The organism is Vulcanisaeta sp. JCM 16161, assembly GCF_001316285.1.
Genome location: NZ_BBDO01000004.1, coordinates 120,147 through 146,138, shown reverse-complemented (window position 1 = coordinate 146,138; position 25,992 = coordinate 120,147). Strand labels below are relative to the sequence as shown.

At 45.5% G+C, this 25,992-nt stretch carries 35 protein-coding genes and 6 pseudogenes; 26 read left to right on the top strand and 15 right to left on the bottom strand.

Annotated elements, in window-relative coordinates; genetic code table 11:
* The first annotated feature begins 90 nt into the window (after positions 1-90).
* From JCM16161_RS06270 to JCM16161_RS06260, 3 genes and pseudogenes are all read left to right on the top strand, one after another.
* Entirely contained in the window at positions 91-441 is a 351-nt protein-coding gene (locus JCM16161_RS06270) for a hypothetical protein (protein WP_054855318.1), read from the top strand.
* 246 nt (positions 442-687) lie between these two features.
* The gene (locus tag JCM16161_RS06265; RefSeq protein WP_054855317.1) at positions 688-1,041 is read left to right on the top strand and encodes a hypothetical protein; all 354 of its coding nucleotides are present in this window, start codon (positions 688-690) and stop codon (positions 1,039-1,041) included.
* A 46-nt stretch (positions 1,042-1,087) separates the two neighbouring features.
* Positions 1,088-2,436, top strand: a pseudogene (locus tag JCM16161_RS06260) (FAD-dependent oxidoreductase).
* A gap of 6 nt (positions 2,437-2,442) precedes the next feature.
* Here the strand turns inward: JCM16161_RS06260 and JCM16161_RS16320 are convergent.
* The 6 genes from JCM16161_RS16320 to JCM16161_RS06245 form a co-directional block, all read right to left on the bottom strand.
* On the bottom strand, positions 2,443-2,802 hold the full coding sequence (locus JCM16161_RS16320) for a hypothetical protein (RefSeq protein ID WP_243669819.1): 360 nt from the start codon (positions 2,800-2,802) through the stop codon (positions 2,443-2,445).
* A 44-nt stretch (positions 2,803-2,846) separates the two neighbouring features.
* Positions 2,847-3,002, bottom strand: a complete 156-nt coding sequence (locus JCM16161_RS16315; protein ID WP_243669816.1) for a hypothetical protein — start codon at positions 3,000-3,002, stop codon at positions 2,847-2,849.
* Positions 3,003-3,012: 10 nt separating this feature from the next.
* On the bottom strand, positions 3,013-3,171 hold the full coding sequence (locus JCM16161_RS16310) for a hypothetical protein (protein WP_243669814.1): 159 nt from the start codon (positions 3,169-3,171) through the stop codon (positions 3,013-3,015).
* Positions 3,172-3,197: 26 nt separating this feature from the next.
* Entirely contained in the window at positions 3,198-3,728 is a 531-nt protein-coding gene (locus tag JCM16161_RS16305; protein WP_243669812.1) for a 50S ribosome-binding GTPase, read from the bottom strand.
* Entirely contained in the window at positions 3,713-4,138 is a 426-nt protein-coding gene (locus tag JCM16161_RS16300; protein ID WP_243669810.1) for a hypothetical protein, read from the bottom strand. The genes JCM16161_RS16305 and JCM16161_RS16300 overlap by 16 nt, the downstream gene beginning before the upstream one ends.
* A 157-nt stretch (positions 4,139-4,295) precedes the next feature.
* The gene (locus tag JCM16161_RS06245; RefSeq protein ID WP_243670238.1) at positions 4,296-4,730 is read right to left on the bottom strand and encodes a multiprotein bridging factor aMBF1; all 435 of its coding nucleotides are present in this window, start codon (positions 4,728-4,730) and stop codon (positions 4,296-4,298) included.
* An 83-nt stretch (positions 4,731-4,813) separates the two neighbouring features.
* On the opposite strand from JCM16161_RS06245, the gene rpl18a reads away from it, so the two are divergent.
* The 12 genes and pseudogenes from rpl18a to JCM16161_RS16285 form a co-directional block, all read left to right on the top strand.
* Positions 4,814-5,062 (top strand): 50S ribosomal protein L18Ae, encoded by a 249-nt coding sequence (gene rpl18a, locus JCM16161_RS06240; protein ID WP_243669808.1) that lies wholly within the window; start codon positions 4,814-4,816, stop codon positions 5,060-5,062.
* An 8-nt stretch (positions 5,063-5,070) separates the two neighbouring features.
* Complete coding sequence (pfdA, locus tag JCM16161_RS06235) at positions 5,071-5,532, top strand: prefoldin subunit alpha (protein ID WP_054855316.1); 462 nt, start codon at positions 5,071-5,073, stop codon at positions 5,530-5,532.
* A 10-nt stretch (positions 5,533-5,542) separates the two neighbouring features.
* Positions 5,543-6,459 (top strand): annotated as a pseudogene (gene ftsY, locus JCM16161_RS06230) (signal recognition particle-docking protein FtsY).
* Positions 6,460-6,541: 82 nt separating this feature from the next.
* The gene (locus JCM16161_RS06225; RefSeq protein WP_243669806.1) at positions 6,542-6,811 is read left to right on the top strand and encodes a hypothetical protein; all 270 of its coding nucleotides are present in this window, start codon (positions 6,542-6,544) and stop codon (positions 6,809-6,811) included.
* Positions 6,812-6,898: 87 nt separating this feature from the next.
* Positions 6,899-7,342 (top strand): transcription elongation factor Spt5, encoded by a 444-nt coding sequence (locus JCM16161_RS06220; RefSeq protein ID WP_243669804.1) that lies wholly within the window; start codon positions 6,899-6,901, stop codon positions 7,340-7,342.
* A 42-nt stretch (positions 7,343-7,384) separates the two neighbouring features.
* Positions 7,385-7,903: a 50S ribosomal protein L11 gene (locus JCM16161_RS06215; protein ID WP_054855315.1), complete on the top strand. Its 519-nt coding sequence runs from the start codon at positions 7,385-7,387 to the stop codon at positions 7,901-7,903.
* A gap of 81 nt (positions 7,904-7,984) precedes the next feature.
* On the top strand, positions 7,985-8,644 hold the full coding sequence (locus JCM16161_RS06210) for a 50S ribosomal protein L1 (RefSeq protein WP_054855314.1): 660 nt from the start codon (positions 7,985-7,987) through the stop codon (positions 8,642-8,644).
* A 119-nt stretch (positions 8,645-8,763) separates the two neighbouring features.
* Positions 8,764-9,198: a 50S ribosomal protein L10 gene (gene rplJ, locus JCM16161_RS16295; protein ID WP_243669802.1), complete on the top strand. Its 435-nt coding sequence runs from the start codon at positions 8,764-8,766 to the stop codon at positions 9,196-9,198.
* Positions 9,198-9,701 carry a hypothetical protein gene (locus tag JCM16161_RS16290; RefSeq protein ID WP_243669800.1) on the top strand — a complete coding sequence of 168 codons (504 nt, stop codon included), beginning with the start codon at positions 9,198-9,200 and terminating at the stop codon, positions 9,699-9,701. The genes rplJ and JCM16161_RS16290 overlap by 1 nt, the downstream gene beginning before the upstream one ends.
* A gap of 236 nt (positions 9,702-9,937) precedes the next feature.
* Positions 9,938-10,828 carry an MBL fold metallo-hydrolase gene (locus JCM16161_RS06200; protein ID WP_243669799.1) on the top strand — a complete coding sequence of 297 codons (891 nt, stop codon included), beginning with the start codon at positions 9,938-9,940 and terminating at the stop codon, positions 10,826-10,828.
* A gap of 63 nt (positions 10,829-10,891) precedes the next feature.
* Positions 10,892-13,318: an alanine--tRNA ligase gene (gene alaS, locus JCM16161_RS06195; protein ID WP_243669797.1), complete on the top strand. Its 2,427-nt coding sequence runs from the start codon at positions 10,892-10,894 to the stop codon at positions 13,316-13,318.
* A gap of 20 nt (positions 13,319-13,338) precedes the next feature.
* Positions 13,339-13,566: pseudogene (locus tag JCM16161_RS16285) on the top strand (hypothetical protein); the annotation flags it as partial.
* A 57-nt stretch (positions 13,567-13,623) separates the two neighbouring features.
* Here the strand turns inward: JCM16161_RS16285 and JCM16161_RS06190 are convergent.
* Positions 13,624-14,049, bottom strand: coding sequence for a hypothetical protein (locus JCM16161_RS06190; protein ID WP_054855312.1), 426 nt, complete (start codon positions 14,047-14,049; stop codon positions 13,624-13,626).
* A 96-nt stretch (positions 14,050-14,145) separates the two neighbouring features.
* Here JCM16161_RS06190 and JCM16161_RS06185 point away from each other — a divergent pair, with 96 nt between their 5' ends.
* The 9 genes and pseudogenes from JCM16161_RS06185 to JCM16161_RS06150 all read left to right on the top strand — a co-directional run bounded on the left by JCM16161_RS06185 (position 14,146) and on the right by JCM16161_RS06150 (position 18,583).
* Complete coding sequence (locus JCM16161_RS06185; protein ID WP_054855311.1) at positions 14,146-15,078, top strand: thioredoxin domain-containing protein; 933 nt, start codon at positions 14,146-14,148, stop codon at positions 15,076-15,078.
* A gap of 51 nt (positions 15,079-15,129) precedes the next feature.
* Positions 15,130-15,570 carry a nascent polypeptide-associated complex protein gene (locus JCM16161_RS06180; protein ID WP_054855310.1) on the top strand — a complete coding sequence of 147 codons (441 nt, stop codon included), beginning with the start codon at positions 15,130-15,132 and terminating at the stop codon, positions 15,568-15,570.
* A gap of 56 nt (positions 15,571-15,626) precedes the next feature.
* Positions 15,627-15,884, top strand: coding sequence for a hypothetical protein (locus tag JCM16161_RS06175; protein WP_054855309.1), 258 nt, complete (start codon positions 15,627-15,629; stop codon positions 15,882-15,884).
* Positions 15,885-16,225: 341 nt separating this feature from the next.
* Positions 16,226-16,372: a hypothetical protein gene (locus tag JCM16161_RS16280; protein WP_243669795.1), complete on the top strand. Its 147-nt coding sequence runs from the start codon at positions 16,226-16,228 to the stop codon at positions 16,370-16,372.
* 324 nt (positions 16,373-16,696) lie between these two features.
* Complete coding sequence (locus JCM16161_RS16275; protein ID WP_243669793.1) at positions 16,697-16,897, top strand: hypothetical protein; 201 nt, start codon at positions 16,697-16,699, stop codon at positions 16,895-16,897.
* A complete protein-coding gene (locus tag JCM16161_RS06160) occupies positions 16,872-17,150 on the top strand; it encodes a winged helix-turn-helix domain-containing protein (protein ID WP_243669791.1) in 279 nt (92 codons plus the stop codon). The genes JCM16161_RS16275 and JCM16161_RS06160 overlap by 26 nt, the downstream gene beginning before the upstream one ends.
* Before the next feature lie 79 nt (positions 17,151-17,229).
* Positions 17,230-17,742 (top strand): annotated as a pseudogene (locus JCM16161_RS06155) (50S ribosomal protein L16).
* Positions 17,743-17,808: 66 nt separating this feature from the next.
* Positions 17,809-17,976, top strand: coding sequence for a DUF2192 domain-containing protein (locus JCM16161_RS16270; protein WP_243669790.1), 168 nt, complete (start codon positions 17,809-17,811; stop codon positions 17,974-17,976).
* Entirely contained in the window at positions 17,969-18,583 is a 615-nt protein-coding gene (locus JCM16161_RS06150; RefSeq protein ID WP_243669789.1) for a DUF2192 domain-containing protein, read from the top strand. Before JCM16161_RS16270 ends, JCM16161_RS06150 begins: the two co-directional genes overlap by 8 nt.
* A 30-nt stretch (positions 18,584-18,613) precedes the next feature.
* On the opposite strand, the gene JCM16161_RS06145 is transcribed toward JCM16161_RS06150, so the two are convergent.
* Positions 18,614-19,666, bottom strand: a complete 1,053-nt coding sequence (locus JCM16161_RS06145; protein WP_054855306.1) for an RNA methyltransferase — start codon at positions 19,664-19,666, stop codon at positions 18,614-18,616.
* A 45-nt stretch (positions 19,667-19,711) separates the two neighbouring features.
* Positions 19,712-20,709: pseudogene (locus JCM16161_RS06140) on the bottom strand (polyprenol monophosphomannose synthase).
* A 285-nt stretch (positions 20,710-20,994) separates the two neighbouring features.
* On the opposite strand from JCM16161_RS06140, the gene JCM16161_RS06135 reads away from it, so the two are divergent.
* The gene (locus tag JCM16161_RS06135; protein WP_243669787.1) at positions 20,995-21,861 is read left to right on the top strand and encodes an alcohol dehydrogenase catalytic domain-containing protein; all 867 of its coding nucleotides are present in this window, start codon (positions 20,995-20,997) and stop codon (positions 21,859-21,861) included.
* Between the two features lie 20 nt (positions 21,862-21,881).
* Entirely contained in the window at positions 21,882-22,766 is an 885-nt protein-coding gene (locus tag JCM16161_RS06130) for a CoA ester lyase (protein ID WP_243669785.1), read from the top strand.
* 35 nt (positions 22,767-22,801) lie between these two features.
* Here the strand turns inward: JCM16161_RS06130 and JCM16161_RS06125 are convergent, their stop codons facing one another.
* The 6 genes and pseudogenes from JCM16161_RS06125 to JCM16161_RS16255 all read right to left on the bottom strand — a co-directional run bounded on the left by JCM16161_RS06125 (position 22,802) and on the right by JCM16161_RS16255 (position 25,989).
* On the bottom strand, positions 22,802-22,996 hold the full coding sequence (locus JCM16161_RS06125; RefSeq protein ID WP_054855305.1) for an ArsR family transcriptional regulator: 195 nt from the start codon (positions 22,994-22,996) through the stop codon (positions 22,802-22,804).
* A complete protein-coding gene (locus tag JCM16161_RS06120) occupies positions 22,993-24,186 on the bottom strand; it encodes an ORC1-type DNA replication protein (RefSeq protein WP_054855304.1) in 1,194 nt (397 codons plus the stop codon). Before JCM16161_RS06120 ends, JCM16161_RS06125 begins: the two co-directional genes overlap by 4 nt.
* 90 nt (positions 24,187-24,276) lie before the next feature.
* The gene (locus JCM16161_RS06115; protein ID WP_243669783.1) at positions 24,277-24,759 is read right to left on the bottom strand and encodes a hypothetical protein; all 483 of its coding nucleotides are present in this window, start codon (positions 24,757-24,759) and stop codon (positions 24,277-24,279) included.
* Between the two features lie 18 nt (positions 24,760-24,777).
* Complete coding sequence (locus tag JCM16161_RS16265; RefSeq protein WP_243669782.1) at positions 24,778-24,933, bottom strand: hypothetical protein; 156 nt, start codon at positions 24,931-24,933, stop codon at positions 24,778-24,780.
* Between the two features lie 20 nt (positions 24,934-24,953).
* Positions 24,954-25,720 (bottom strand): annotated as a pseudogene (locus tag JCM16161_RS16260) (glycoside hydrolase family 57 protein).
* A 71-nt stretch (positions 25,721-25,791) separates the two neighbouring features.
* Positions 25,792-25,989: a hypothetical protein gene (locus JCM16161_RS16255; RefSeq protein ID WP_243669780.1), complete on the bottom strand. Its 198-nt coding sequence runs from the start codon at positions 25,987-25,989 to the stop codon at positions 25,792-25,794.
* Between the last annotated feature and the right edge of the window lie 3 nt (positions 25,990-25,992).

The following is a 25,992-nucleotide window of genomic DNA, read 5'->3' as shown; positions in this document are numbered from 1 at the left end:
ATAGTATTGCGCGGGGATAATTAATGCATTAAAGGAATCATTTAAATTACGGATAAATAGGAATTATTTTTGCATCAGTGATAATTAAATATGTTGGTTGACTTATCATGGAACTACGTTGGAAGGCTTCATAATGATTTCCTAAGCAACTTAAAATCTATAAATACATTAACGCTATTACTTAATGGACAACGCGTTAGGTTAAGAATTGCATTATCTACCCTCGACCTAATCCTAAACTTTCTAGGTTCTGCTAATCCTAATTTCATGCCCTACGGTAAGGAGTACGTAGTAATTACTAGGGATACCATGGAATCACTCACTAAGGATTATGACATTAATAAGTACGTAACCATAGAAAGCATGAGGGGGAGGTATGGTCGTACGTACATCATAGCCATTAGGGCAAACTCATCATTAGTTATTAAATTAAGTTATTAAATTACTGATTACGTGCAGTGATGACTGCGAATACTATATTGATGGTAGAGTAAGCAGTGCGAGGAGTAATGCTGATACCTACTTTCAATTAATAACGAAATCATTAACAATAATGAGTAGAATATTCGATACCGACATGCAAGAATAATACTTACCCATAACCCAACCGTTTATGGGAAGATCTTATCCATCGATAGGAATGAGGTAATCGCGATATCAATATGGGACCTACTTAGGTCAACGGATGTGATTTCCAAGAGAGATCTTACGTTAAACGATATAAGCAATGTAATTGATACCGCAGTTCACGAGTACCTCCACTACGTATTAGATAAGAAGTACCTAGTTGCATCAACGTTCATGCTGATGACGAAGAGGATACCCAGTGTCGTTGATGATGGGGTTATTCATGAATTGATTGCCTGGACATTAACACCTCACGTAAGTAGGTACGTGGCTAAATGCATTAAGTATGGAAGTGCGGATAAGATAAGTAATGCCGAATTAACAATTCATTATCCCATTAAGAGGAGACACGCATTAACTGCTAGGAAGATAATTAATGAATTATTAATGAGACTAAACGGTGATTGCAAATGATTATACATGGAAAAACTAATTAAGTCGTAATAGTCCTGGAGGTTATATGGGTAAACGCGTTGTAATAATCGGCGGCGGCGCTGCTGGCGCATCTGCAGCCGCTAGGGCTAGGAGCTTGATCCCGAGGCCGAGATTGTAATGCTTGATAAGGCTTATTCATAAGCCATGCGCCCTGTGGAATACCTTATTACATAGGCGGTGTGGTTAAGGAGGCCCAGGACCTCGCAATATACACGCCGGAGGAGTTCGCTAAGGAAAGGAGGATAACGGTTAAGATAAACGCTGAGGTATTCGATGTGGATACTAAGAACCAGGTCGTGTATGCCAGGGAGGGTAATGAAACTGTTAAGTACCAGTGGGATGTACTCATAATAGCCACCGGCGCAAAGCAATAACGCTCCCTGTGGAGGGCCATGACCTAAATGGCATATTAACGCTTAGGCTTCCGCACGAGGCGCCGAGACTGAAGGAGGAGGTTGAGAGGGCGAGTACTGTTGCCGTGGTTGGTGGTGGTTACATAGGCCTTGAGGTGGCCGAGGCACTTAAGAATCTTGGTAAGAGGGTTCTCCTATTCGAAATGATGCCTCATGTACTACCAACGACATTCGATGAGGACATGGCCAAGTTAATACACGAGGAATTAACTAAGAATGGGGTTGAATTGCACCTTAATGAGAAGGTTGTTGGCTTCAAGGGCGTTAATGGCCACGTGAGTAAGGTCATTACGGAGAAGGGCGAGTATAACGTTGATAAGGTGGTTATGGGCGTTGGCGTTAAGCCAGACGTGGATCTCGCGGTTAAGGCCGGCGCGAAGCTTGGTGAGACTGGGGCTGTCTGGTTAATGAGTATATGGAGACGTCAGTGCCGAATGTTTATGCGGCTGGTGATGTGGCTGAAACCTGGAGCCTAATTACTGGGAAGAGAATGTACGTTGCATTGGCACCACCAGCTAATAAGATGGGGCAGGTGGCCGGCGCCAACGCGGTTAAGGGTAGGTTCCTAAAATTCCCAGGTGTGCTAGGCACAGCCGTGACTAAAGTGTTCAATCTATACGTGGCTAGGACTGGGCTCACAGAAAAGCAGGCAAGGGAGGAGGGGTTTAAGCCCGTGTCTGCTACGATTAGGGCCAGGACCACGGCCCATTACTACCCAGGTGGTGTTCAGGTCAATATTAAGATGATTATGGACGAGCCAAGTGGCAGGGTCCTTGGGGTTCAGGTGATAGGTCCTGACAAAATAGTCGCGGGTTACATAGACATAGCCGCCGCATTAATAGGTAAGGGGGCGACGATTGATGACTTCTTCTTTGCGGATTTATCATACTCACCGCCGACGGCTCCCATATGGCACCCATTAATCACGGCAGCAAGGGTGCTGTCTAAGGGTAAGTACTAAGGTTAATTAACAATCACTAAATGCGTTAAAATCATTCCTTATCCTCCCTACGTAGTTCTTAATCACGTTGGTTAGGAATGCCAACTCCGAGGGCACGTCTACCTGAACAAGCTCCGTGTCATCCCTTGGGCATTTAAAGTCATACTCATAGGCCTCATCAAGTGTGTAGCCCCTAAAGCACGTTGGGCATATGTATAGCGTTGTTGAACCTAGCGTATTTATTCTATGCATGAGCTTAGACGCAACATTATTTATATGCTGTATTAGGAATTTCCTAATGAAGTCCCTATTAATAAACCACTTATACTCATACCTGTACTGATCCGTGGATTCACGGGCAAGACCAACAAGGCCCGCCCTATGCATTACGTGCAGTATTCTCCTGATCTCCGTAGCACTTATGCCTAGGATTAGGCTAGGGTTTCATCAGGTATTGCCTCATTCCTCTCGCTCAACGTCTTCAATATCTTAACGGCCAATTCACCCATCTCCTCATTATCATACTCAAAGGCTATCCTCCTCCTCGCATATTCAAGGAATAATGATGTCTCCAGGTCCTCGACCATCAATGAATGACTAACCTATTGGGTTAAAATTCTTACTATTACCATACCTCTTATCGACCATTAGCGGCTCCAACCTACTCCTCACGGCATTCCTTAAATCATCAATACCCACGCCGGTCTTTGCGGATATCAATACGTAACTACCAAATTCACCCTCAACGAGGCCCACCTTATCATTGATATCAGCGCCATCCGTTAAATCAACCTTATTGAGGACAGGCAGTACCTAGTCCTGGGTATCCCTAAATCATTGAATATCTTTATGGAGCTCATAAACTTCCTCGAGAACTCCTGGTAATCATCACTTACGTCTATCATGAAAAGCACGAGATCCGCGTTAAGGACCTCCGCAATTGTTGCGTAGAATGACTCAATGAGCAATGGCGGTAAATCATCAATGAACCCTATGGTATCCGTCAATATAGCGTTTAGTCCATTAAAATTAACAAGCCTTGAGTATGTGTCGAGTGTCGCGAATGGCTTGCCATCGACATACTTACTCTCCCTGGCCAACCTATTAAAGAGTGTGGTTTTACCTGCTGATGTGTAGCCGGTGAGTGCGACCTGTGGTAAGCCATAATCCTTCCTCCTGACCACGAGCATTTCCCTCCTCCTCTTAATGGCATTTAACTCCCTCCTTATGTGGGCAATCCTCCTCATCATATGCCTATAATAGGCCTCGATGGCGTACTCACCACCGCCATAGAAACCTATTTGCTCACCCATCTTGCAAGCCTAATGAACTCCCTAACCATTGGAATCTCAAGCCTAAGTCTCGTCAACTCAATCTGAAGCTTAGCCTCCTTACTACCGGCCCTCCTTTCAAAAATCTCGAGGATCAGTAGTATTCTATCCATAATCTTAGTCCTTAATCTACGTTCAAGGTTAACGTACTGTATTGGGTTCAGTTGATGATACGTAATAACCACGTCAGGCCTAAGCGACTTAACAAGCGACTCAACCTCACCCAACTTACCAATGCCTAGGTAATAACGCGTGTCGGGCTTTCTCCTCTGTATGACGGTATCAAGAACATCATAACCACCAGCCTCACTCAGTAGCTGGAATTCCCTAATTCTATTTTCCCCAACATCATCGGCTACGAGCAGTAAAGCCCTAGCCCTATTATTACTCACTACGCATTCTATAATCACTCGTTATTTAAAGCTATTGCCGCAATACATCGAGAGCATTACTTACCCCTGTTCCTCTCACGAAGAGTCACCACGTCACCCAGCGTTAACGACTTACTAACGGGCTTCTGAACCTCTGAACCAACGTCCTCCGACTCCCTCAATAGGCTAATACCAAGCGCCTTCTCAAGCTCCTAGCAAGCTCAACATCAGGTATTAACTGGCCATCCTCAATCCTCCTCAGTATGCTCTCCTTAACACCAATCACCTTGGCCAGAACATCCCTACTCATGCCAAGGCTCTCCCTAGCCTCCCTAATCAACTCGGCATAGTTCTCAACAACCTCATACTTATCAACATTGACCCTAGGCCTACTAACCCTATACGTAACCCCCCTCCTAGATTCATACTTAACAACAGTAACCGGATGCTGCGTTGCTTGTACCTGTGATGGGCCTTTAATCACCTTGACACCCTTAACATTGATGTATTTACGAGCGCACCTTTGGCATAGCGTCAATACCGCACCATCTATCTCCACAATGACGGGCTCGCCCTCGATTGGCGCACCACAGACGTCACACGTAAGGACCATGTAAATCACCTGGTTAATATTGGTATTTCTCCTTTAAAAACATATTGGGAAAAGATTAAATATTTCATGCGTAGACGCATCACGTGTCGGTTAGGATTTATAGAGTCACGGGACGTATGAGGATTGGAATGCAGTGGCAAAAGTTCTCACTTGAGTTACCGGCTACGAAACCAAGCGAGGCCGTGGAGGCAGCATACAGCGAATTGGGGAGTAGGCATAAGTTGAAGAGGAGTATGATTAGGATTGAGGATGTTAAGGAAATTAGTAAGGATGAGATTAAACGCACTGAAATACTGCAATTGCTATCCATGGAATCATTGATTAAGTGGTGAGGTAATCAATGTCCCAGCAACCACAGAGGATAGTAATAACGAGGGAGGACATTGAGAGACTAATTGAGGAGAGAAACTCATTAGCTGCGTTACTCGATGTCGTTAGGCAGAACCTCGCATTGGTAACGCAGTCAATTAATGAGTTAAGGAGCGCCAAGGACATGCTAACACTATTGAGCAAGGGCGTGGTTCAAGACACATACGCAGGAGTCGGTGGGGGAGTCTTCATTAAGGCATCGCCGGCGCAGGGCGAGAAGGTCCTGGTCAGCGTGGGCGCGAATTTCGTAATCGAGATGGACATATCATACGCCATAAACTACATTGATGAAAGAATTAAGGAGTTTGAGGACCTAAGGTCAAAACTCGATGCGCAGTCAGCGGATATAGCGAAGAGAATAACGGATATCGATAACTTCCTCCTATACATAAGTGCGGCCATTAGGCAACAACAGCAGCAATCTAGACAATAGGTGTTACCTAATGTTTGATAGGTTAAAGAACGCGTTTAAGTCATTAACTAATACAATAGTTAATTCGATAACAACGACCGAGTTAAGTGATGATAAGCTAAATGAGATTCACGATGAATTATTCATGCAACTCGTGGAATCCGACGTCGCCGTCGACGTGGCGGACGCAATATGTAATGCAATAATTAATTACCTAAGGGGCCTTAAGGTGCCCAGGTTTGGCGATAAGGAGTCAGTAATTAGAAATGGAATTCTCGACGTAATGAATAGGTTATTTAATGACGTACCCGACGTAGACTTCATGAGCGAGGTAATAAGAATACTTCAGGTGAAGAGGCCCGTGGTCCTCCTATTCCTGGGCCCCAACGGTTATGGGAAGACCACGACAATAGCCAAAATAACCCATCAATTAATGAAGAAGGGTTATACGGCTGTTTGGGCTGCCGCAGACACCTATAGGCTGGGGCCATTGAGCAGTTGGAGGGTCATGCGACCAAGCTTGGTGTTAGGGTTATAAAGCATAATTATGGTTCGGACCCAGCCGCAGTAGCGTATGACGCAATAAGCCATGCTAAGGTTAAGGGTATCGATTACGTAATGATCGACACCGCCGGTAGGATGCACACCGACATAAACCTAATGAATGAATTAAGCAAGATTCAGAGGGTTAGTAAGCCGGACCTGTCAATATTCATAGCCGACGCACTACTCGGTAATGAGGCCCTTGACATTGCTAAGTACTATAGTAAGTACGTGAGAATTGATGGGTTAATAGTCACCAAGGTCGATGCATACCCAAAGGGTGGTGCTATATTGACATTCCTCTATGAGCTCAAGAAGCCCATTTACTTCCTTGGGATTGGACAGGGATATGACGACCTAAGACCATTTAATAAGATGGAATTCTTCAGGCAACTGCTCCTATAACGAATGATTAGAAAATTTTATAATCACAGCCGGTCATAATCCATGCAATGAGCAGTGAGGGTTTAGGTAAGAAGATAATGAATTGGTTAAGTACCTCGCCTGGATATTCAGAGTTGCCAAGAAGCCGACTAGGAGTAATTACATGATAATCCTTAAGTTGGGTTCATTGATAGTCGCAATACTTGGTGTCTACTCATTCCTATTTAGCGTAGCTCAGCAGTACCTAACTAGTAGTGCCAACTTTAGCCTGCCATACCCGCTCAACCTAATTGTTGTGCTTACAATAGTCATAATATTGGCCGTAATGCTCATACTCGTTATACTAAGCACGAGGGGTCTCGGCCGTAGGTAGGCCCTAGGGTAAGCCCATTGTTGGGCAAGTTTTATTAACTCATTAAGTTAGGGAAGAGGCAATGGGCAGTACTGAGCAGGCATTAAGTTGCAGAGTATATGCCTCAGGGCTGTTGGTAATCAGGAGTATAACGTGGCCTTCATGCTCAAGGCAAGGGCTGAGCATAAAGGTCTTGATAAGGTTAAGATAACAGCAATAGTGGTGCTACCGGCACTTAAGGGGTTTGTGTTTGTTGAGGGTTCGATGCCCTACGAAATCCAGGACTTAGCCACCGGCATTAAGCATTATAGAGGCATGGTTAGGGGTGTCATGAGCGTTGACGAGATAGTGAATAGCTTAGCGAAGCCCGTGGAGATTAATGTCGGCGATGTTGTTGAGATAATCGTTGAGCCGTTTAAGGGCTATAGGGGCAAGGTCGTGGACATCGATAGGCAGAGGGGTCAGGTTTACCTGGAGCTCCTTGATTCATCAAGTACGATGCCCATAATCGTGAATATTAAGGGTGTTAGGAAGATTGAAGGTAAGCAATAATAGCAAAAACGTTAAATACCTACATTAGGCAGGTCCTACGATATGGCAAAGAGGGTAGTTAAGGTAGCGGTTGCGCCGGGTAAGGCGGGTGGACCCACGGTCCAGCAATTGAGTCAGTATGGTGTCGATGTTAGTAAGGTCACTGAGGAGATTAATAAGAAGACGAAGATACTGGCTAACTACGGCATTAATAATGTGTTCGTCGAGATTGAGATTGATGAGGATACGAAGAATTTCGACGTAAAGCCTGAGCTACCGCCAATAACCGACCTTATAATGAAGGCCATTGGTAAAGACACAGGCGCTCATCAGGCAGTTAAGGAGTTAATTGGTGACATAAGTATTGAGAAACTTGCGGAGATAGCCTACATAAAGTGGGAGGAGTTAAGGAGTAGGAACTTCAAGAACGCCCTAAAGCAGGTAATAAGTGTCTGTAGAAGCATTGGCGTTACAATCAACGGTAAGGACCCGAAGCAGGTGCTTAAGGAGTTGGATGCAGGTTCATTCAATAACTTAATAACTAAGTATGAGGAGATGCTGAGGCAGGAGGGTAGGTTATAGGGATTAATAAACGACCTATTAAAACACAGCATTAGTGGGAAAAATGCTTTAATAAGGGGCTTCTCCCTCCAATACGCGATTATGAGCCTAAACCTTGACGCAATAATTAAGGCTGTCACGGAGGCAAAGACAAAGGCAAAGAGGAGGAGGTTTAAGCAGACGTATGAATTAATAGTTAGGTTTAGGGACTTTGACGTTAAGAACCAGGCCAATAGGTTCAACATAACTGTCGCATTGCCGCATCCATTGCAGGGTAAGGAGCCAAAGGTCTGTGTGATGGCCACTGGCGCCATGGTATTGGCGGCCAAGGAGGCTAAGGCAGATGCAATACTTACGAGGGAGGACATTGAGAAGCTCGCCGGTAACAAGAAGGAGATTAGGAAGTTGGCTAATTCCTATGACTATTTCGTGGCCACCCCAGACCTGATGGTGCTCATCGGTAGGGTGATGGGGCAAATACTCGGTCCTAGGAATAAGATGCCTGAGGTTGTCCAACCAAACGCGGACATAAAGGCTGTGATTGATAGGTTAAAGAGGAGTGTCAGGGTTAGGGTTAAGGACCAACCGCAGGTTATGTGTAAGGTCGGCACTGAGGACATGGATCCAAAGCACGTTGCTGAGAACATAGCGACCGTGCTAGACGAAATACTTAAGAGGGTAAGGCCTGAGCAGTTGGGTGACGTTAGTGTTAAGTTGACCATGGGACCGCCCATTACGTTTTCACCATTATCATCTAAATAGGATTTAACCGTGACCATTGGCTGGGCTTTCATGCATTAATTACTCACGTATTCCTCATTGTCTCATCCTCATTGGAAGAAAAATTAATTAAGTGCATTACTTGAGCGGTTCTTGCTGGTATGGCTTCGCAACCAGTATTTAAGCGCACGTATGTTAGGATGAAGCCCTATCCGGAGAAGAAGGTTAGGATTGTTAATGAATTGAAGGAGTTATTCAGTAATTATGGGACCGTATTCGTAATAGACATTCATGGGACCTCAAACAGGGTTCTCCAGGAATATAGGTTCTGGCTTAGAAGGAGGGGTGCCAGGGTTATTAAGGCGAAGAACACCCTTGTGCTAATAGCACTTAGGCAGTTGATGGGTAGTGTCACTGAGGACATTGAGAAGCTATTCACTGGTGAAAACCTGTTAATATTCTCGAATGAGAATCCATTCGAGCTAGCCAGGTGGATTTGGAGTACGGGAGTTAGGAGGGAGGCAATGCCGGGCGACATTGCACCATTTGACCTAGTGGCACCCGCAGGCAATACTAACATGAGCCAGGACCAATAATGAGTAAGTTCGGTAAGTTAAAGATACCGATCAAGGTCCAGGACGGTAAGATTTGGATTGTTAAGGATACGGTGGTTGTTAAGAGGGGTGATAAGATTAATGAGGATGCGGCCGAGATCCTGAAGAAATTGAATATAAAGCCCATATTCGAGACCCTAAAGATAAAGGCGGCAATACTAAAGGGCAAGTACGTAATAGCCGTTGACAATCTAAAGCTGGATGCCGGCACGTATAGGTCTATGATTGAGGACGCCGTTAAGTACGCATTTAACCTGGCAGTTAATACTGCATACCCAACACCTGAGGTCCTCAGGGTGTCCATTGCAAAGGCTCACATGGAGGCCTTGAACCTAGCCGTTAATGCCAGGTACATGACGCCGGAGACCGCCCAATACATACTGGCTAAAGCGTGGCGGAAGCCAACGCCCTTGCTCAGTAATAGCGCCGAAAGCCCCCGAACTTGGGCTTCAGGTTACTCAACAACCGCAGCAGGTAAGGACTGAGGAGACAAAGGCGGAGGAGAAGAAGGCTGAGGAAAAGAAGGAGGAGACTACTGAGGAAAAGAAGGAGGGCCCGAGTGAGGAGGAAATCGCGGCTGGATTCTCCAGTCTCTTTGGCTCGTAAAAATATAGCGGCAATACCCTACATGCCCTGTTTATATATTGTAATTATCATATATAACATACAACTTATTAAGTGAATTATCTACAGACTAGTTATGGTGCGGGTAATTGAGGTAATGGACAAAGTATACCAAGTGGACCTGGAGCCAGGCGGATTCAGTAACTTGGTTTCAGTATATGCAATAAATACTGGCAGGGGATTAATAGTGTTTGAGGGAGGGCCCGCGGTATCAAGCAATGACCTAAAGAATGCCTTGAGGCAGTTACCAGGTAATGTCACCCATGCATTCATCACGCATGTTCACATTGACCATTACGGTGGCACTGGAGCGTTAACAGAGCTTAACCCAAATATTGAGGTTTATGTTCACCCAAGGGGTTCGAAGGTTTTACCAAACCCAGACATTATTTGGATACCGGCTAGGGACGCCATGGGCTGGCTCGGCGAGCTTTATGGCAGACCACTTGAGGTGCCCAGCAAGAATGCCAGGGAGACTAAGGATGGTGATAGGGTAACAATCGGCGATGTCACAGTGGAGGTAATACACACGCCGGGTCACGCAAGTCATCACCAATCCTTCATTGTCGAGCCCTGGAATATACTCATTGTTGGGGATGCAGCGGGCATCTATGTTAAGGACCTCGACTACATAATACCAACGACGATGGAACCCCTTAGGTTCGACATGTACGTGGACAGCGTCAAGAAGCTAATTGCTAGGAATCCAAGGTATATAGCCTATACACATCACTTACTCGTTCCCAACGCCATGGACCTACTAAATAGGCACCTTAGGCAATTGGATGTTTGGGGTAGGACCGCTGAGGAGGCTGTTAGGGAGGGATTGAGCACTAGTGACCTTGAGAGAATGCTTGTGGAGAGGGATCAAGACCTTAAGAGAGTTTATGACAGGCTTAGGAACATGAGAGCTCATTATCACCTGTTTGGAATGGCCATTGATGGCCTGTATAAGTATTTCCGAGACCTTGAGACAAAGCGTAAATAGTGAATTTTAATTGCGACAGGAACAAAATATAAAAATAATCCCATTTTTATTTATCGTTAAGTTATGGAGGAATTGAGGACGAGGTTATTCGATAGGATGAGGTTTTATAGGAGGCAATGCCCATACTGTAAGCACTACTTCTGGACGCTAAATAAGGACCAGGAATCCTGCGGTGATCAACCCTGCACACCATACCTATTCATAGGCAACCCACCCGGTAAATTTAGGCCTGAGTCCATTAGGGATGTTAGGGAGAGGTTCCTGAACTTCTTTGAGAGACATGGCCATGTTAGGATTAAGAGGTATCCAGTGGTTGCGCGTTGGAGGTCTGATGTTTACTTAGTTGGTGCCTCAATTTATGACTTCCAGCCATGGGTCACGGAGGGCATTGTACCACCACCGGCAAATCCACTGACCCTCTCGCAACCTAGTATTAGGTTTACGGATATCGATAAGGTTGGCCGTAGCGGTAGGCATTTAACAGGCTTTGAAATGATGGCTCACCACGCCTTTAATTACCCCGATAAGTACATCTACTGGATTGACGAGACTGTTGAGTACGCGCATGAGTTTTTCACGAAGGAGCTCGGCCTCAGGGATGACGAAATCACGTATAAGGAGAACATTTGGGAGGGTGGTGGTAATGCGGGTGAGTGCCTTGAGGTTCTCGTGGGCGGCCTAGAAATAGCCACACTTGTCTTCATGCATTATAGGACCGTTAATGGTAAGTACGTGGAGATGCCCATGAAGATCGTGGATACTGGCTACGGTCTTGAGAGAATTTACTGGCTACTCACGGGTAAGCCCACGGTCTATGACGCGGTCTTTGGCTCATTCATTGAGAAGTTAAGGAGTAAGTTGGGTCTTCCCAGACCAAGTGATGAAATGCTAATGCACATGGCGACTTACTTCGGCCAGCTTGACCCTGAGGTTACAAGTATCGAGAAGGCCTATGAATACATATCGAGTAAGGTTGGTATGGATATTAACGAGGTTAGGAACATACTTAAGGCCCAGGAGACCCTATACATACTTAGTGATCACGGTAGGACCCTGTCCTGGATGATGGCTGATGGCGTGATACCGAGTAATTCCGGTGTTGGTTATCTGGGCAGGTTATTGCTTAGGAGGATGCTTAGGAGCATGTATGTTGCAGGTATTGAGATGCCGCTCACGGAAATCATGAACATGGAGCTTGAGTTCCTAAGGGATGATTACCCAGAGGTTTATGAGGAGAGGCAGACAATACTTGAGTTGGTCGATCTCGAAGAAAAGAAGTTCAGGGAATTACTTAGGCAGGCGCCAAGCATTATTGATAGAGTCGTTAGGGATAGGGAGAGGAGGACCGGCAAGAGGGAGCTCACGATTGACGACTTAATGATGCTCTATGACTCACAGGGGCTACCACCCGAGATAGTGCGTGAGGTGGCATCATCAAGGCTTGGGCTAAGCATCGCAGTACCTGATGACTTCTATTCAAGGTTAGCCGCCAGGTATCAAAGGCAGGTTGGTGAGGAGAAGCCTAAGGTTGATGTGAACCCAGTGGAGGTTCAGGACCTACCGCAGACTAGGGAGTTATTCTATGAGAACATGAGGCTATTCCAATTCAGCGCCAAGGTTCTTAGGGTCATTAGGGGTAAGTACGTGGTCCTTGACCAAACGGCATTTTACCCAGAGGGTGGTGGGCAGGTGGCTGACCACGGCATTATCAAGCATAGTAGGGGTGAGGCGAGGGTGATCGACGTCCAGAGGGTTGGGCCTGTCATTGTTCACGTCATTGAGGGCGAACCACCAATGGAGGGCGAGACGGTGGAGGGCGTAGTTGATGCAACCCGTAGGCTTGACCTAATGAGGATGCACACGGCAACGCACATACTCCTTCAGAGCATTAGGCGCGTCCTTGGTAGGCATGTTTGGCAGGCGGGTGCTGAGAAGAATATACCCTTCAGTAGGCTTGATGTTACGCATTACAAGCTGCCCAGTAGGGACGAGATTAGGAAGATTGAGGAGTTGGCCAACCAGATGGTTGTTGCCAACTATCCAGTGATTATTAGGTGGTTAGGCAGGACTGAGGCCGAGTCTAAATTCGGCGTGTACATATACCAGGGAGGCGCGGTGCCCGGGGCTAAGTTGAGGATTGTCCAGGTGGGCCCGGACGATAGTCCATACGACGTTGAGGCTTGCGGTGGCATGCACGTAGGCAATACCGGTGAGATTGGTATGATTAAGATCGTTAAGGTTGAGAAGATTCAGGAGGGTGTCGTTAGGTTCATATTCACCACGGGCAGGCATGCACTAAATTACGTGGAGTCTCTCGAGGACTCCATTAACGAGGTATCCGAATTAATTGGTAGGGGTAGGGAGGACGTGGTTAAGGGCGTTAAGGAGCTACTCAACGATGTGGGCAAGATGGAGGGTAGGATTAAGGCATTGACTAGGAAGCTATTAGAGGTGATGTTGCAGAAGCCATGGGTAGGGAGGTCTCAATAAATGGTATTGGATTTACATACATGGAGTATGAGAATGAGGATAGGAGTTACATACAGGAATTTGCCAAGGAATACCTAAGTGCCAGGCCCAATACGGTGCTATTAATAATTAATAGGGTTGGTAATGGTACCGAGTACATGGTTTACCTAAGCCCCGAAACCGCGAGGCACGTGAGTGTTAGGGACTTAATGGCAAGGCTCAACTCAAGCGTTAATGGTAAGGGTGGTGGATCAACAACCTACGGGCAGGGATTCACCCAGGGCAAGCCATCGGTGGACGCATTCATAAACGCTGTTAAGGCGTTCCTAGGGTCTATAGCTCCTCCTAACCATCTTCCCAACCTCATCCCTAAAACACCAAATACCCTCACCAATATCCAGCAAAACAATGCCCAACTTACTAACCAACTTATCGCTCAGCAGCACCTCATCAGCACGCTCACTAACTGCGGCATGGGCCATAATGCCGCCAACCTCCCTATCATTCTCAAGAACCCAGACCTGAACCGCATTAGGAATTAGTATTAACCTAGTCACCGTCCCATCAGCCAATACGTAATTCCTAACCTCAGAACCACTGGGTAATTTGGGTAGTAGGTTTAAATCCTCGGCAATACTCCTCGGTATTAACACCTCCGGTTCCTGGGTCTCGTAGCCCGTGGTCACTAAAGCCTTTGTTACCGTCGTCTTACCCATAATCGATGATAACTTAATCCTTAATCGAATTGCCATTACAACATTACTCTATTGAGTAATTATAATGCTTTCTTAGGAGTCTACGGAATGTTAGTAAGGTTTTTAACTTAATTCAATCATTGATTAGGGATTATGTCGAACAGCGCAAACATAAATAGGATGCTCCTAGTAGCCGTCATAGTACTTGCCGTAGCACTAGCCGCGGTATTAATTTACTTCCTCGCGCTTAAGCCACCAATAAAAACAAGCACTTCCCAAAGTCAATCAAGCTCTTCATCCAGCTCATCATCCCAGTCCTCCGCATCCTCGCAATTATCGTTAATCACAACGGCATTTGAGAGGGGTGTCGAGAATTGGCTTAACCTTGTATGCATTTATAATAAGTACGGTGCAAATGCCACGTTGAGTGCCGTGAATAGCATATACACAATATCGTACAGTTACATATACGACTATGAGGAGACAGGTAATACTACGTACCTGCTGGTGTACCCAATCGCCCAGTATCAATACTTAGCAAGCCACTATACTAATTGCGCAGTGAGTGAGAGTGACCAGGACCTTGTGAATACAGTAATTGGTGCATTAAATAATATAAACACGATAGCCTACACACTCAACATACCAGGTAATTTACTCGGTACACCATTATTCATAGTCTATGACAGGGCAAACAATATAACATATGTGTTAGCCGGCGCATCCCCATACGTCTTTAACGCAATCAATGATGCCCTGAGGGGTAACATAACAGTATTTACCTATCAAGGCCAGGAGCTTGGCTATGGATTTAGGGCAAACTCAACCCAGGTGTCACTCATAGGCGAGTTGATCTCCTCTGGTTTAAGGATTGGCAATCCAAACGCGAATATAACGGTTATTGAGTTCCTAGACCCTGAGTGCCCATACTGCGCCATATTCCAGGTTGAGTATGGTAGATCCCTTGAGGCTATGATTAATAGCGGCTATGTGTATTACGTGATTCAGTACTTCCCGACCCACGTACTTGGTTATGGATGCTCATCACCAACAATTGCGCAGATGCTAGGACCATACTGCGGGTAGCAATACAGGGCGTAAAAATTGTTTAAATACACCCATTTGCATTAAGGTATCGTGGGCATAAACCCAAGGGAGGTCAGGAGACTACTTAAGCGATTTGGCATTCAGGACCTTAACCTTGAGGAGGTGAGTAACGTCACGAAGGTGGTTATTTACTTAGGCGATGGGTCGACCATCGAGATTAATAAGCCCGTGGTCGCAAGGATGAGGATACAGGGATTATCAATATACCAGGTACAGGCCAGCGACTCCGACGTTAAAGTCACCAAGCCACAACAGACAGCGCCACAGCCGAGGCCATCATTAATAATACAACAACCCCAACAAACCACCACAAAGGCTGCACAGCAGTATGAACCGAGCGAGGACGATATTAAGCTCGTCATGGAGGAGACTGGTTGCACTAGGGAGGAGGCGATTAAGGCGTTGAAGGAGACTAATGGCGACATTGCCGAGGCGATAATAAGGGTACAATCACAGAAAGGTTCTAAGTAAATGGTTACTCTCCCTGAGGGAGTTTAATTTATTAATTAATAACCGTAATATCCATAATGGGTAGGCGTAAGGTGTTGGATCGATTATTAATCATAGCATTATTAATAGTCGTACTCACCGAGATAGCCATAATAATACTAAATTGGCAAAACATAGAAATCAATACGTATGCTATTCCAGCGGGCATATTTACCGTAAATTCAACCACGGGATTCATATTGTCGATACTCGTCATTCATAATGCGTATGCCAAGGTAATAGTGACCATAACTAATCCATCAAACAAATGTACCATTAATGATATATCTTGGTAATGGCACAAGAGTGACTCTAGAACCCAATAGTACCATTAGGTTTACGTTTCTATTTACGCCAAGTAACTATATGGCATATCCTGAGTGCGCCGGAGTTATTCCATTACCCAATGCCTCGGTGATGCCGTATTCATTAAATAGCCTAAGTAATCCCCTCGTAATTTATGAAACGACATTTAGCCTCAAATCAATGTATTTAATGCCATTAAACACGACATCACTTATCTCACAGTTCTTTAGTAACATATCACCCTGTGGAACGGCACTTACCTATTGGTAACAACCAATAGTAGTAATAATATAGTGGTCGTGGTCCAGGTAAGCAAGGTGGTGTTTGTAATATGAGCATTGAAGATGCTAAGGCTAAGCTTATGATGCTTAGGGACGCGCTTATTCGCATTGAAGGTGTTAATAATGTTCTTAATGAATTACCGAGGATCTTAACTAACGCATTGATAATAATTGCCGTGATGCTGGGGCGTACATAATGTCCATTATAACATACATAGTAATGGCCCAGGAAATAACGCTATTGCCATCAGGGCTTGGTATACTCACCATAATTGCGGTGTTAATAATAGTGCCGTATTACGTCTATACGCGTATTGATAAATTGATAAAGAATGTAAGTGCTTATGGTGATTGGGATGAAAAATGCAGTTGGGTGTTTCCGGCATTCTCGAGATTCTATCGACACTGGATTTTGATGATATTGAGTATAAAATTAATAGGGCTAGGATTGGTTATGCCTAGTAATTATAGTCAAGTTATTAGCATTATCAATACTCCTTTTTCTACTCATTTTCATGGCGGTGTCGGTATTGATAATGTTCCTAGGCTATACTTCCTGGACGTGGTATACAATAGCCATGGCCGTAATAATTGACCTCGTAATTGCACTAGCCATTGAATGGGATGACCTATCCAACGACGCTAAAAGGCTATGGTCCCTGGGCGGCTTAATCATTGAGCTTAGGTGGATTTACCATGAACTCCAGGGAATTCAGGCCTGACCTATACGTATTGGCACGCATTATTGAGGCCCTGGTCAATAATGGGCCTATGAAGAGGACTAGGTTAGCCACGGCCTGCGGTTTATCTTATGATAAGTTAGAGAGATACCTTAATTGGATGATTGAGAGGAACCTAGTCCTTATTGACGGTGATGGTTTTGTGAAGCTCACGAGGGATGGCGAGAGAACGTACGACGAACTTGTTTCATGGATCAAGAAGTATGTTGGTTCGTTGAGGATTAGCAGGATCTAGGGGCGTAGTGTTTAAATACCCATGCTTCCCAGTAATTCGACGCCACCATGCCGCTTAGGCTGGTCGTTGTTATAGGAGACTGAAGAGGCCTTACACGAGGACTGAGTACATAGCAGGTGCTCCATATGTTCAAATACCTAGGTTTGAGCTTGGCAATACCAAGCCTAAGGAGAGGGTTAGGTTTGATTATGTGGCTGAGCTTGTTGCTGAGGAGGCTGGGCAGATAAGGCTAATGCGCTTGAGGCCGCCAGACAGATGGCGTATAAGTACCTATCTAAGTACGTTGGTGACCCCAACTTCTACCTCAAGATAAATGTTTATCCATTTCACGTGATTAGGGAGAATAAAATGTTGGCCATGGCTGGTGCAGACCGTCTTCAGCAGGGTATGAGATTGGCATTTGGCGTTCCGTCGGGTAGAGCCGCGAGGATCCTCAGCCTGGCACAATCATAATACACCTCGAGATTGAGGGTAAGAACCTGGCGCATGCGAAGGAGGCCCTCAGGAGGGCCTCGTCTAAGTTACCGCTTCCAATGAGGATAATAATCTACCGAAGCAGGCTCAGCAGGTTAAGGCCGCCGCCCAGTCATAGGCCCTGAAGCACAAGGATTATAAGGCGCTGGTTTTTCGGTTGTGTTAGAGTAGGTGAATTGCTAATATGAGTAGTGGCTTAGATGTTAGGCAGCTGTATAAGGGCCGTATTGAGGCTGCGACGGAGATATGGAGTAAGATAATGAGGAATGAGGTAAGCACTAGGAATCAGCTTGAGGAGTTAGTTTACATCGTATATAAGCAGAAGGGTATTGAGCTTCAGGGGCTTGAGTAAGGTTAGGATTTACGATAAGGAGATAGCCACGATATACATAATCGGTAAGTACGGACTTGGCTTATTAGATGGGGAATTAACCAATGCCTTTAAGGGTTTATTCAACGTTGAGATCGCGTGCGACGAGATCTACGGCTTTCTTAAGGCTAGGAACTTCCAATTAAACGATAATAACGATACTGAGCAATTTAGGAAGATGGTCGATAATGAGACGCTGGGACCTAGGACTGAGGAGAGGGGGTTTAGGCTTTTGAGGTATGTATTCACTGGCACCATAATGAGGTTCTTCCCTGAGGAGGACTTCGTGGGCACGTATAAGGCGCTGAGTACGGCATTTCCAGACCTAGCGGGTAAGTTCATGAGGTATGTGAGGTTCTACGTAGCCTTTAGAGTCGCCGAGGACATAGCGCTTGGCAATATTAAGAAGATTGAGGAGAAGAAGATAATGAAGTATACGCATTGCCTTAGGCTTAATCTAACCAAGTGCGTGCCTCATGACAAGTTAATTAGGGAGATAGCCCTCAGGGTGTATAAGGTGCCTAGGAAGGTCCTTGATAGGTTATTCCCAAATGAGGATCAGAGGTCATTCATACCAAAGGCTCAGTAGGGCTTCCTTAAAATCAAAACAATCTATTCCTCATTCCTTAACAACGTTAAAAATTGAACTCCAAACCCCACCCTGCTCGACAACCCTCTCGCTCATTACCCTAAACCCATACTTAACGAGTAACTTCCTAACCAGGGACTTCCTAACCGTGATGAAGACCATGCTCGAACCATCCCTAAGAACGTCCTTCAGCGCCCTAAATAACGAATCGTAGAAGCTCGTTATCCCCTTAAGTGGTTCGACACGAATCCCAAATGGAGGATTAAAGATAGCGTATGCACATGCGTTATCCCTAATAGCCGGCCTCGTTGAGTCCATGACTACGAAATCGATTAAATGATCTACCCCGGCCTCCCTAGCATTTATTGACGCGCCATTGACGTAGCCATAATCAATATCTGCGCATAGAAAGGCCGTGTCCCTTCTCATTAAAGCGCCCTCAATAACAATCGTACCACTACCACAGGTGACGTCACAAATCCTCGATGATGATTCAGGGTTTAATAATCTAAACATTGCATTAGCCAGTATGGGGTTTATCGCCGCTGGGTGATTAAACCTCCTATACGGTCTATTCCTGAGAGGCTTACGGGTTATTGATAGGCCCAATACGCACCTGTCTTGGTCGATTATGAGCCTCAAAATGAGGTCTGCATTGTCAAGGTTAAAGAGTGGTCTAATGCCCATGGACATTAAAAATTCAGAAATCCTCTCACCAAGTAGCGCTGCAGCTTCTGGGCTCCTGAATTCATGATCCCCAGTCCTATCGGCCATTATACCAATCGTGGTGTTTGGCGTGTAGTAGTTAAGTATTTCATTAAGCCTTAATTGCCAAATGCAGTTCCTCAAACTCCCTATATCCCTACCAACATTCCTTATGTCTAGGACCATTATTACGTGCTCTACGGTACCTAACGCCTTTAGCTCGCTAATAGTCACGTCATTAATGTTTGCCAGTACCTTACCGGTTACGTTAGAAGAACCAAACACCTCAGTTGTAATAACCCTACCCTTAAACGATTCCCTAATTTCATTAATCACGATATCCTCAATTCCAGGTACCGTCGTTAGAAGCACTCTCATTCATGAATCGCAGTGAGGTAATTAGGTTAAAAGGTCTTTCATAATTCATAACACGTGCATTACCGCCGGACTTATCGGTATTATCCTAAGCGTCATTAATAACTGTATTAGGCCTGATATTGCCAGCACGATTAGAACGGGCGTTGACGTCATGTAAAGAACTAACTTCACAGCCACAGCAACGTACTTAACCAGGTGGTACTTGGCGTAGTACCGTAATTGCGGTTTAATTCCCATTAGTAATTGATAAATCGTGATAACAGTGATTAAGGATAGCTCTATGGATATTAGGTTACCAGCCACTGGGTTTATGCTCGATAATGCATTAAAGAACACATAACCAACGACTGAGCCTACGATTAAGGATAACAAGTACTTAAGCACTGAGTAATTACTTAGTTTAAGTACGAGTAATGAATAATTAATCAGTTCATGAGCATTCAACTTACTTACACCATAAACCCTATTCCTAAATACGTACGGCGCCTCAACAATCCTAAGTGAATCGCCATACTTAGCATGAAACAGCGTCAGCAACTCTAGGATTAATTTATAACCCGAGGAATCACTGAGAAGGTCGATCACATCCCTTAACCTGCCCGCATTCACGGCGAAGAATCCGCTGATTGGATCCTTGATACTGCGGGTCCAGGGCATTAATAACCTAGCCATGTACGTAGCCCCCTTACTAATGGCGAGTCTCCTGAATGACCAACCAACAATACCACCACCCCTAACATACCTACTGGCTATTGCCAAGTCCACACCATCCCTAAGCACGGCATTAACAAGGTTGGGTACAACGTCAGGTGGGTGCTGCAGGTCAGCATCCATGACAACGATTGATTTGGCACCCCTATCTAGCATGCCCTCATGCCGGTCTTAATAGCGCTACCCAGGCCAAGCCTAGCACCTCTCTCGATAAGTTCCGCCCTACCTGTTGCCCTGGCAAACTCCGTGACAACGTCCTGGGTACCGTCAGTGCTACCATCATCAACAACCACGACGAACCAATCATAATCAATTAGGTAATTCCTTAGCATTGGCAGTAATATCCTTAGGTTATCGGCCTCGTTTATCGTGGGCAATACGACGCATGTATCCACGTAATATAAAGTAGGGCTGAGGAAATAAGTATTACTTTGACAGAAAAGAGTTGACTGAAGGGAGTTAGCACTAAGTCCTAAATAAAATATGTATTAGTTAGTTTAATAATCAGTCCACTCCCGCACATCAGTAATGCGAGTATTGGCGGCAGTGTTGAGGGAATTCAATAAGCCTTCAGTATTGAGGAGTACGACATTGGCGAGCCTGGGCCCAACGATGTTGTGGTGAAGGTAAGGGCCGAGGGTATCTGCGGCCGTGACCTGGTCATTTGGAGAGGCGGCTTCAGGAATTTAAGGCCTCCCCTAGTTCTTGGGCATGAAATATTTGGTGAGCTTAATGGAAAGGCCGTCGGCATATTTGGAGCCATTACTGACGGTACATGCCCATACTGCAGGGCTGGTAAGGAGAACCTATGCGTCAACCTTCAATTCTTCGGTGAGGGCAGACCAGGCGGTTACGCAGAGGCCGTAATAGCACCGAGGAGTAACGTATTTGAGCTACCGGATAACGACTACGTTAAGTACGCCGCAGCAGTATGTCCGCTGGCGACAGCAATACACGCTAGTAAGTTAGGTAATGTTGGCCCAGGCACCAGGGTCCTGGTGACAGGGGCTGGGGGCGGTGTCGGTATACACACTATTCAGTATCTGAAGAGTATTGGCGCGTATGTAATATCTGTAACATCGCCTGGCAAGGCGGATTTTGTGGCTAAGTACTCAGATGAAGTCATTACTGACAGGGAGTTCTCAAGAAGGGTTAGGGATGTTGATGTTGCCCTGGAGATAGTGGGTGCGGCCACGATAAACGAGAGTCTCAGGGCGTTAAGGCGTGAGGGAACGTTGGTGTTGATAGGCAATACAGAGGGCGAGGAGATTAGGTTAACGAGACCCGCACTCACTGTAATGAGGGAGCATAGGATAGTTGGTTCTGCCGCATATACGAGAAGGGAGGTTCTTGAGGCCGTTGACCTTCTTCATAGGGGTGTTATTAAGCCTATTTATAGGGTTTATAGCTTTAAGGATGTTAACCAGGCATATAATGATTTAGTGAACCAGAGGGTTTTGGGTAGGGCTGTTTTGGTGTTTTAATGAGTAAAAATTAATAATGAATGAATTCAGCATCTCCTGTGGTTTTGAGGAGGTCCCAATTATTTGTTCCAGGTAATAATGAGCACATGATTAGGAAGGCAGCCCTTGAGTTAAGGCCTGACTCCGTGATTATTGATCTCGAGGATGCCGTGCCAATTGACGGTAAGGAAGCAGCACGTAAGTTAATAAGAGAATTACTACCGCAACTTGATTGGAAGGGTAAGGAGGTCTGCGTTAGGGTTAATGACCCAAAGACACCCTTCTTCTATGCAGACATTGATACTGTGTACAAGATCGATGTCGTTAAGTGCATTGTGATTCCAAAGGCTGAGTTCGATCTGAGCTTTGTTTATAAGGCTACGGGCAGGGAAATAGAACCACTCATAGAGACTGCCAAGGGGTTGCTTAGGGTCGAGGATATCGTCAGGAGTGAGGGCATTACCGCAGTATCCTATGGAGCAGCCGACTTCGCGCTTTCGGTTGGTGGCGTGGTGAAGACTTACGAGCAAAACCAAGTCCTTAAGACCGTCGTTGTCTCCGCGGCGAGGGCTTATGGCGTTGACCCAATCGATAAGGTGTTCTTCGATATTAAGGATATTGAGGGCTTTAGGAGGGAGTGCATTGAGGCTAAGTCCATGGGATTCATTGGTAAGCAGGTCATTCATCCAAGCCAGATACCAGTGGCTAATGAAGTATTCTCACCGAGTGAGGAGGAGATTAATTGGGCCAGGAGGGTTGTTGAGGCCTATGAGAAGGCCGTTAAGGAGGGCCGTGGGGCAATAAGCTTGAGGGCCAGTTGGTTGATTATGTGCATTATAAGTTGGCTAAGAGGATCCTCGATTTTGCGAACCAGCTTGGTTAGCAAATGCCTGCTCAAGCTCTGTGAAGAAGCGCTCAATCGCTAAAACCCGTGGGTCACCCTCACTAACCCTTATTATCCTTATCCTACCAAACCTCTTCTCCTCGCAATGCCAAGTCTCTTAAGGGCCTCTATGTGATACTCAATCACCTTATAATTAACGCCCAATTCCCTGGAGAGCTTCGTTATATTAACTTCCTTATACCTAATCAAGGCCCTAAGCACCCTAACCCTAATCCTCGATGAGAATAGGTCTTCTATGAAGTCAATACTCACGTACCCAACTCACCCCTAATGATCTTTTCCAACTCCTCCTCCAGTGTTTCCAGGGGCTCCGATGGTATTGAGATTAATGTCGTCCTACCCCTCATACCCTTACTCGATGTTCTAGTCTCAACAAAGCCCTTCGTATTCAAGTCCCTAAGGTACTCCCACAGCTGAGTGTGCTTCCTGGGTTCCTGACCATACTGCTCACAGAGCATTTGATACTCATCCTCGGCAGTCCCAAAGGGTATGTATGGCGAGTTAGGATTCTTCATTAAACTCCTAACAATGGCTAGCAGGAATATCTTCTCATGAAGCGGCAGCATCCTCAACTCATCACTCCTAATACCTCTAAGTGTATTCTTTATGGCCTCCCTAACATGCTCAGGTAAGATCCTATCCGCGCCCTTCATCTCAGCGAGCTTTGAGGCCCTCCACAGTATGTCAATGGCATACCTGGCATCACCCCTATGCTCATCCAATGACTGCTCATCAACCCCAGCCACATCCGCGATCATCTCCAGTATCTCCTCATCATACACACCATCAATCAGGGCCTCCTGAGCCCTTGCCAGGAGTATTTCGAATATCTGATCCTTGGTGTATGGCTCGAACTTAATCACGGCATTACCAAGCGCACTCTGTGAGCTTCTATCGAGTTGGTCCCTAAAGGTCAGGTCTTGGCTAATTAGGATTAAGCCAAACCTATACTTATCGCCCCTACTTACGTACTCCTCACCAAGCCTTATCAAGGTGCCCAGTGCATGTGGGCCACTATTATTGACCAAGTGGAATACGTCGTCAAGGGCCACCACCGCGTACATGTCCTTCTCCTTAACCATGTCTAAAAGCATCTTAAGCAACTCCTCAGTTGAGAATCCCCTCTTTGGTATTGCAATGTTTAATTGAACACCAATGTCCTTTAGCACCGAACTTAGTGTTCTATTGAGGAAGCAGGACACGTGGACATACCTAACCTTCTCACTCGACCTCACCACGTAACTCCCAAACTTCCTACTCGTCACCGTCTTACCGCTGCCGGGTCTACCAATGAGCACGACCTTTGGATACATAGAGCCTGGATTCTCGAGGAAACCGCTAAAGTACGTCTCAAGCTGCTTCAATTGCTCCTCCCTATGCGGTAACTTACTTGGTATATATTCCGGCGTTAATGCAGCCTCGTTCTTAAAAATCCTCGGCATTTACTATTTCTTTAGTAGAGAGGTAAAAAAATAGTTTTTGGTTACTATATAAGCCTTGACCTAGGGTTTACTGAAACTTTCACTAAACCCTCACAAACGACCTAGCCCAACATAAATGCCAAACCAATTACCCAAACCTTCAACAACAACCGCGCAGTCAGAATCACCCCTATACATCGCGTGAAAGCCGAGGCTCCTTAACATATTAATAATCGCATTCTCACAATTACTATTACTAATTGATGACCCACGCAACCTACACTTAACAACGTAGGCCCTGCAATCACTACTTACGTACTTACGAACAACAACCATTAAATCATTAATAGTATTGTAAATTCCCTCATAAATAATCGGGACTATCGAAGTAAGGACACTCTCGGGTATTGGCGCATTAATTAGAAGATTAGCCACATACCTAGAATCCCTATTAGTCTCCACTATTAAGACGCCCCTGAATTCCGTAGCCCTAACATTCACGCCCCTATCAAAGAAGAACAAATAATCCCTAATGTCCTGCCTTACGCCATACTCAAAGGACGACTTAACGGTAATTAATACCTTATTCACCATAATGCCCATTTACATGACCTACTTAATTACATGAGACCTAACCTTACCCGCATTGGCGAGGGCGCAGGTAATACCAACGACGATGTCCTCGACTGTCTTAAACGCCGTAAATGCCGAGTTATAGGGATTAAAGTAGTTATGGACCTCACCACTTGGTCCGTGCTTCATCGACATGTAGTAATAATGATCACTCGTTAGTAGGTATTTCCACGTCTTTTCAAGGCCATGCGCCTCATTAAATTGCCTATGGAGACCACGTGATTAAGGGCTATTCTTTGAAGGTCATTTCCCTGCCATGCGCTGTCGTCCTTCTCGACATCGGCCCAGGATATCACTGATGGTATGTCTAAATAGTCAATGGGCTCATCATTCGCCAATGATGATGGGTGTATGAACTCAACATCTGCTCTACGTGCTTCCTTTGGGAGCCACGTAAGGAAGTCGAATATCCCACTCTCACGCCAGTGATGCTCACCGAATGTCTCAAAATCCAGACCAACCAGGACAAAGTCTCCCGGAGTTGCCCTGACCCAGGCCATGTACTTATCAGCGGTTAATGGCCATTGATCCCAAGACCTATTACTGAACCTAAAGCCTATGTCATCGGACAACCGGTAATGCCTAAGTAATAGCCTAATTCTCGAATTAGGTGCGCCGTATAAGTACGTAGGGCTTCTCCAACCGAGTACCCAATCAACCCCTCCGTGAGAACCACCGACGCACCTGCCTTCTCCATCAACACACCCCAATCATTCCTATAGAGAAACTCCGTATTCTCGAAGACAACGGGTGCCTGACCAAATAATGACCTATTCATCTCAACATGATCCCTCAACTCCTCGAGGAATAAATCCCCACTAATGAATGATGCCAGGGAATGGTGATAGGGCTCAGCAACCAACTCAATAATGCCCCTCCTCACCAAATCCCTTAATAGATCAATAACCTCGGGTCTCCACATCAGTAATTGATCAATTAATGAACCGGATATCGATATAGCCGCCTTAAAACCATCATTGGCCAAATCCCTCATTAACTCAAGGTTGGTACGTACGACTTATCAGCAACCCTATTAAGTATCTCCCTATTCACCTCATCATTGAATATTATGGAATTTATCGTTGACTCCTCAACCTCATCACCCCTTAAATCACATAACTTATCGAGCACGCCATACCTCAACCTCCTTGGTTGATGCATCTCGAGGAATAGTATTAATTTCCTAACCATCAC

Coding starts and splice junctions, on each gene's coding strand:
- pfdA (WP_054855316.1), top strand. CDS start 5,071: ATGTCCCAGCAACCACAGAGGATAGTAATAACGAGGGAGGACATTGAG.
- JCM16161_RS06215 (WP_054855315.1), top strand. CDS start 7,385: ATGGCAAAGAGGGTAGTTAAGGTAGCGGTTGCGCCGGGTAAGGCGGGT.
- JCM16161_RS06130 (WP_243669785.1), top strand. CDS start 21,882: ATGAATTCAGCATCTCCTGTGGTTTTGAGGAGGTCCCAATTATTTGTT.
- JCM16161_RS16320 (WP_243669819.1), bottom strand. CDS start 2,802: ATGCATAGGGCGGGCCTTGTTGGTCTTGCCCGTGAATCCACGGATCAG.
- JCM16161_RS06245 (WP_243670238.1), bottom strand. CDS start 4,730: ATGGTCCTTACGTGTGACGTCTGTGGTGCGCCAATCGAGGGCGAGCCC.
- JCM16161_RS16255 (WP_243669780.1), bottom strand. CDS start 25,989: ATGGTTAGGAAATTAATACTATTCCTCGAGATGCATCAACCAAGGAGG.
- JCM16161_RS16290 (WP_243669800.1), top strand. CDS start 9,198: ATGAGTAAGTTCGGTAAGTTAAAGATACCGATCAAGGTCCAGGACGGT.
- rplJ (WP_243669802.1), top strand. CDS start 8,764: ATGGCTTCGCAACCAGTATTTAAGCGCACGTATGTTAGGATGAAGCCC.
- JCM16161_RS06185 (WP_054855311.1), top strand. CDS start 14,146: ATGTCGAACAGCGCAAACATAAATAGGATGCTCCTAGTAGCCGTCATA.
- JCM16161_RS16305 (WP_243669812.1), bottom strand. CDS start 3,728: ATGGGTGAGCAAATAGGTTTCTATGGCGGTGGTGAGTACGCCATCGAG.
- JCM16161_RS06145 (WP_054855306.1), bottom strand. CDS start 19,666: ATGAGAGTGCTTCTAACGACGGTACCTGGAATTGAGGATATCGTGATT.
- JCM16161_RS06160 (WP_243669791.1), top strand. CDS start 16,872: ATGAACTCCAGGGAATTCAGGCCTGACCTATACGTATTGGCACGCATT.
- JCM16161_RS06190 (WP_054855312.1), bottom strand. CDS start 14,049: ATGGCAATTCGATTAAGGATTAAGTTATCATCGATTATGGGTAAGACG.
- JCM16161_RS06270 (WP_054855318.1), top strand. CDS start 91: ATGTTGGTTGACTTATCATGGAACTACGTTGGAAGGCTTCATAATGAT.
- JCM16161_RS16280 (WP_243669795.1), top strand. CDS start 16,226: ATGAGCATTGAAGATGCTAAGGCTAAGCTTATGATGCTTAGGGACGCG.
- JCM16161_RS06120 (WP_054855304.1), bottom strand. CDS start 24,186: ATGCCGAGGATTTTTAAGAACGAGGCTGCATTAACGCCGGAATATATA.
- JCM16161_RS06210 (WP_054855314.1), top strand. CDS start 7,985: ATGAGCCTAAACCTTGACGCAATAATTAAGGCTGTCACGGAGGCAAAG.
- JCM16161_RS06115 (WP_243669783.1), bottom strand. CDS start 24,759: ATGGTGAATAAGGTATTAATTACCGTTAAGTCGTCCTTTGAGTATGGC.
- alaS (WP_243669797.1), top strand. CDS start 10,892: ATGGAGGAATTGAGGACGAGGTTATTCGATAGGATGAGGTTTTATAGG.
- JCM16161_RS06200 (WP_243669799.1), top strand. CDS start 9,938: ATGGACAAAGTATACCAAGTGGACCTGGAGCCAGGCGGATTCAGTAAC.
- JCM16161_RS06175 (WP_054855309.1), top strand. CDS start 15,627: ATGGGTAGGCGTAAGGTGTTGGATCGATTATTAATCATAGCATTATTA.
- JCM16161_RS16270 (WP_243669790.1), top strand. CDS start 17,809: ATGAGTAGTGGCTTAGATGTTAGGCAGCTGTATAAGGGCCGTATTGAG.
- JCM16161_RS16315 (WP_243669816.1), bottom strand. CDS start 3,002: ATGGTCGAGGACCTGGAGACATCATTATTCCTTGAATATGCGAGGAGG.
- JCM16161_RS16265 (WP_243669782.1), bottom strand. CDS start 24,933: ATGTCGATGAAGCACGGACCAAGTGGTGAGGTCCATAACTACTTTAAT.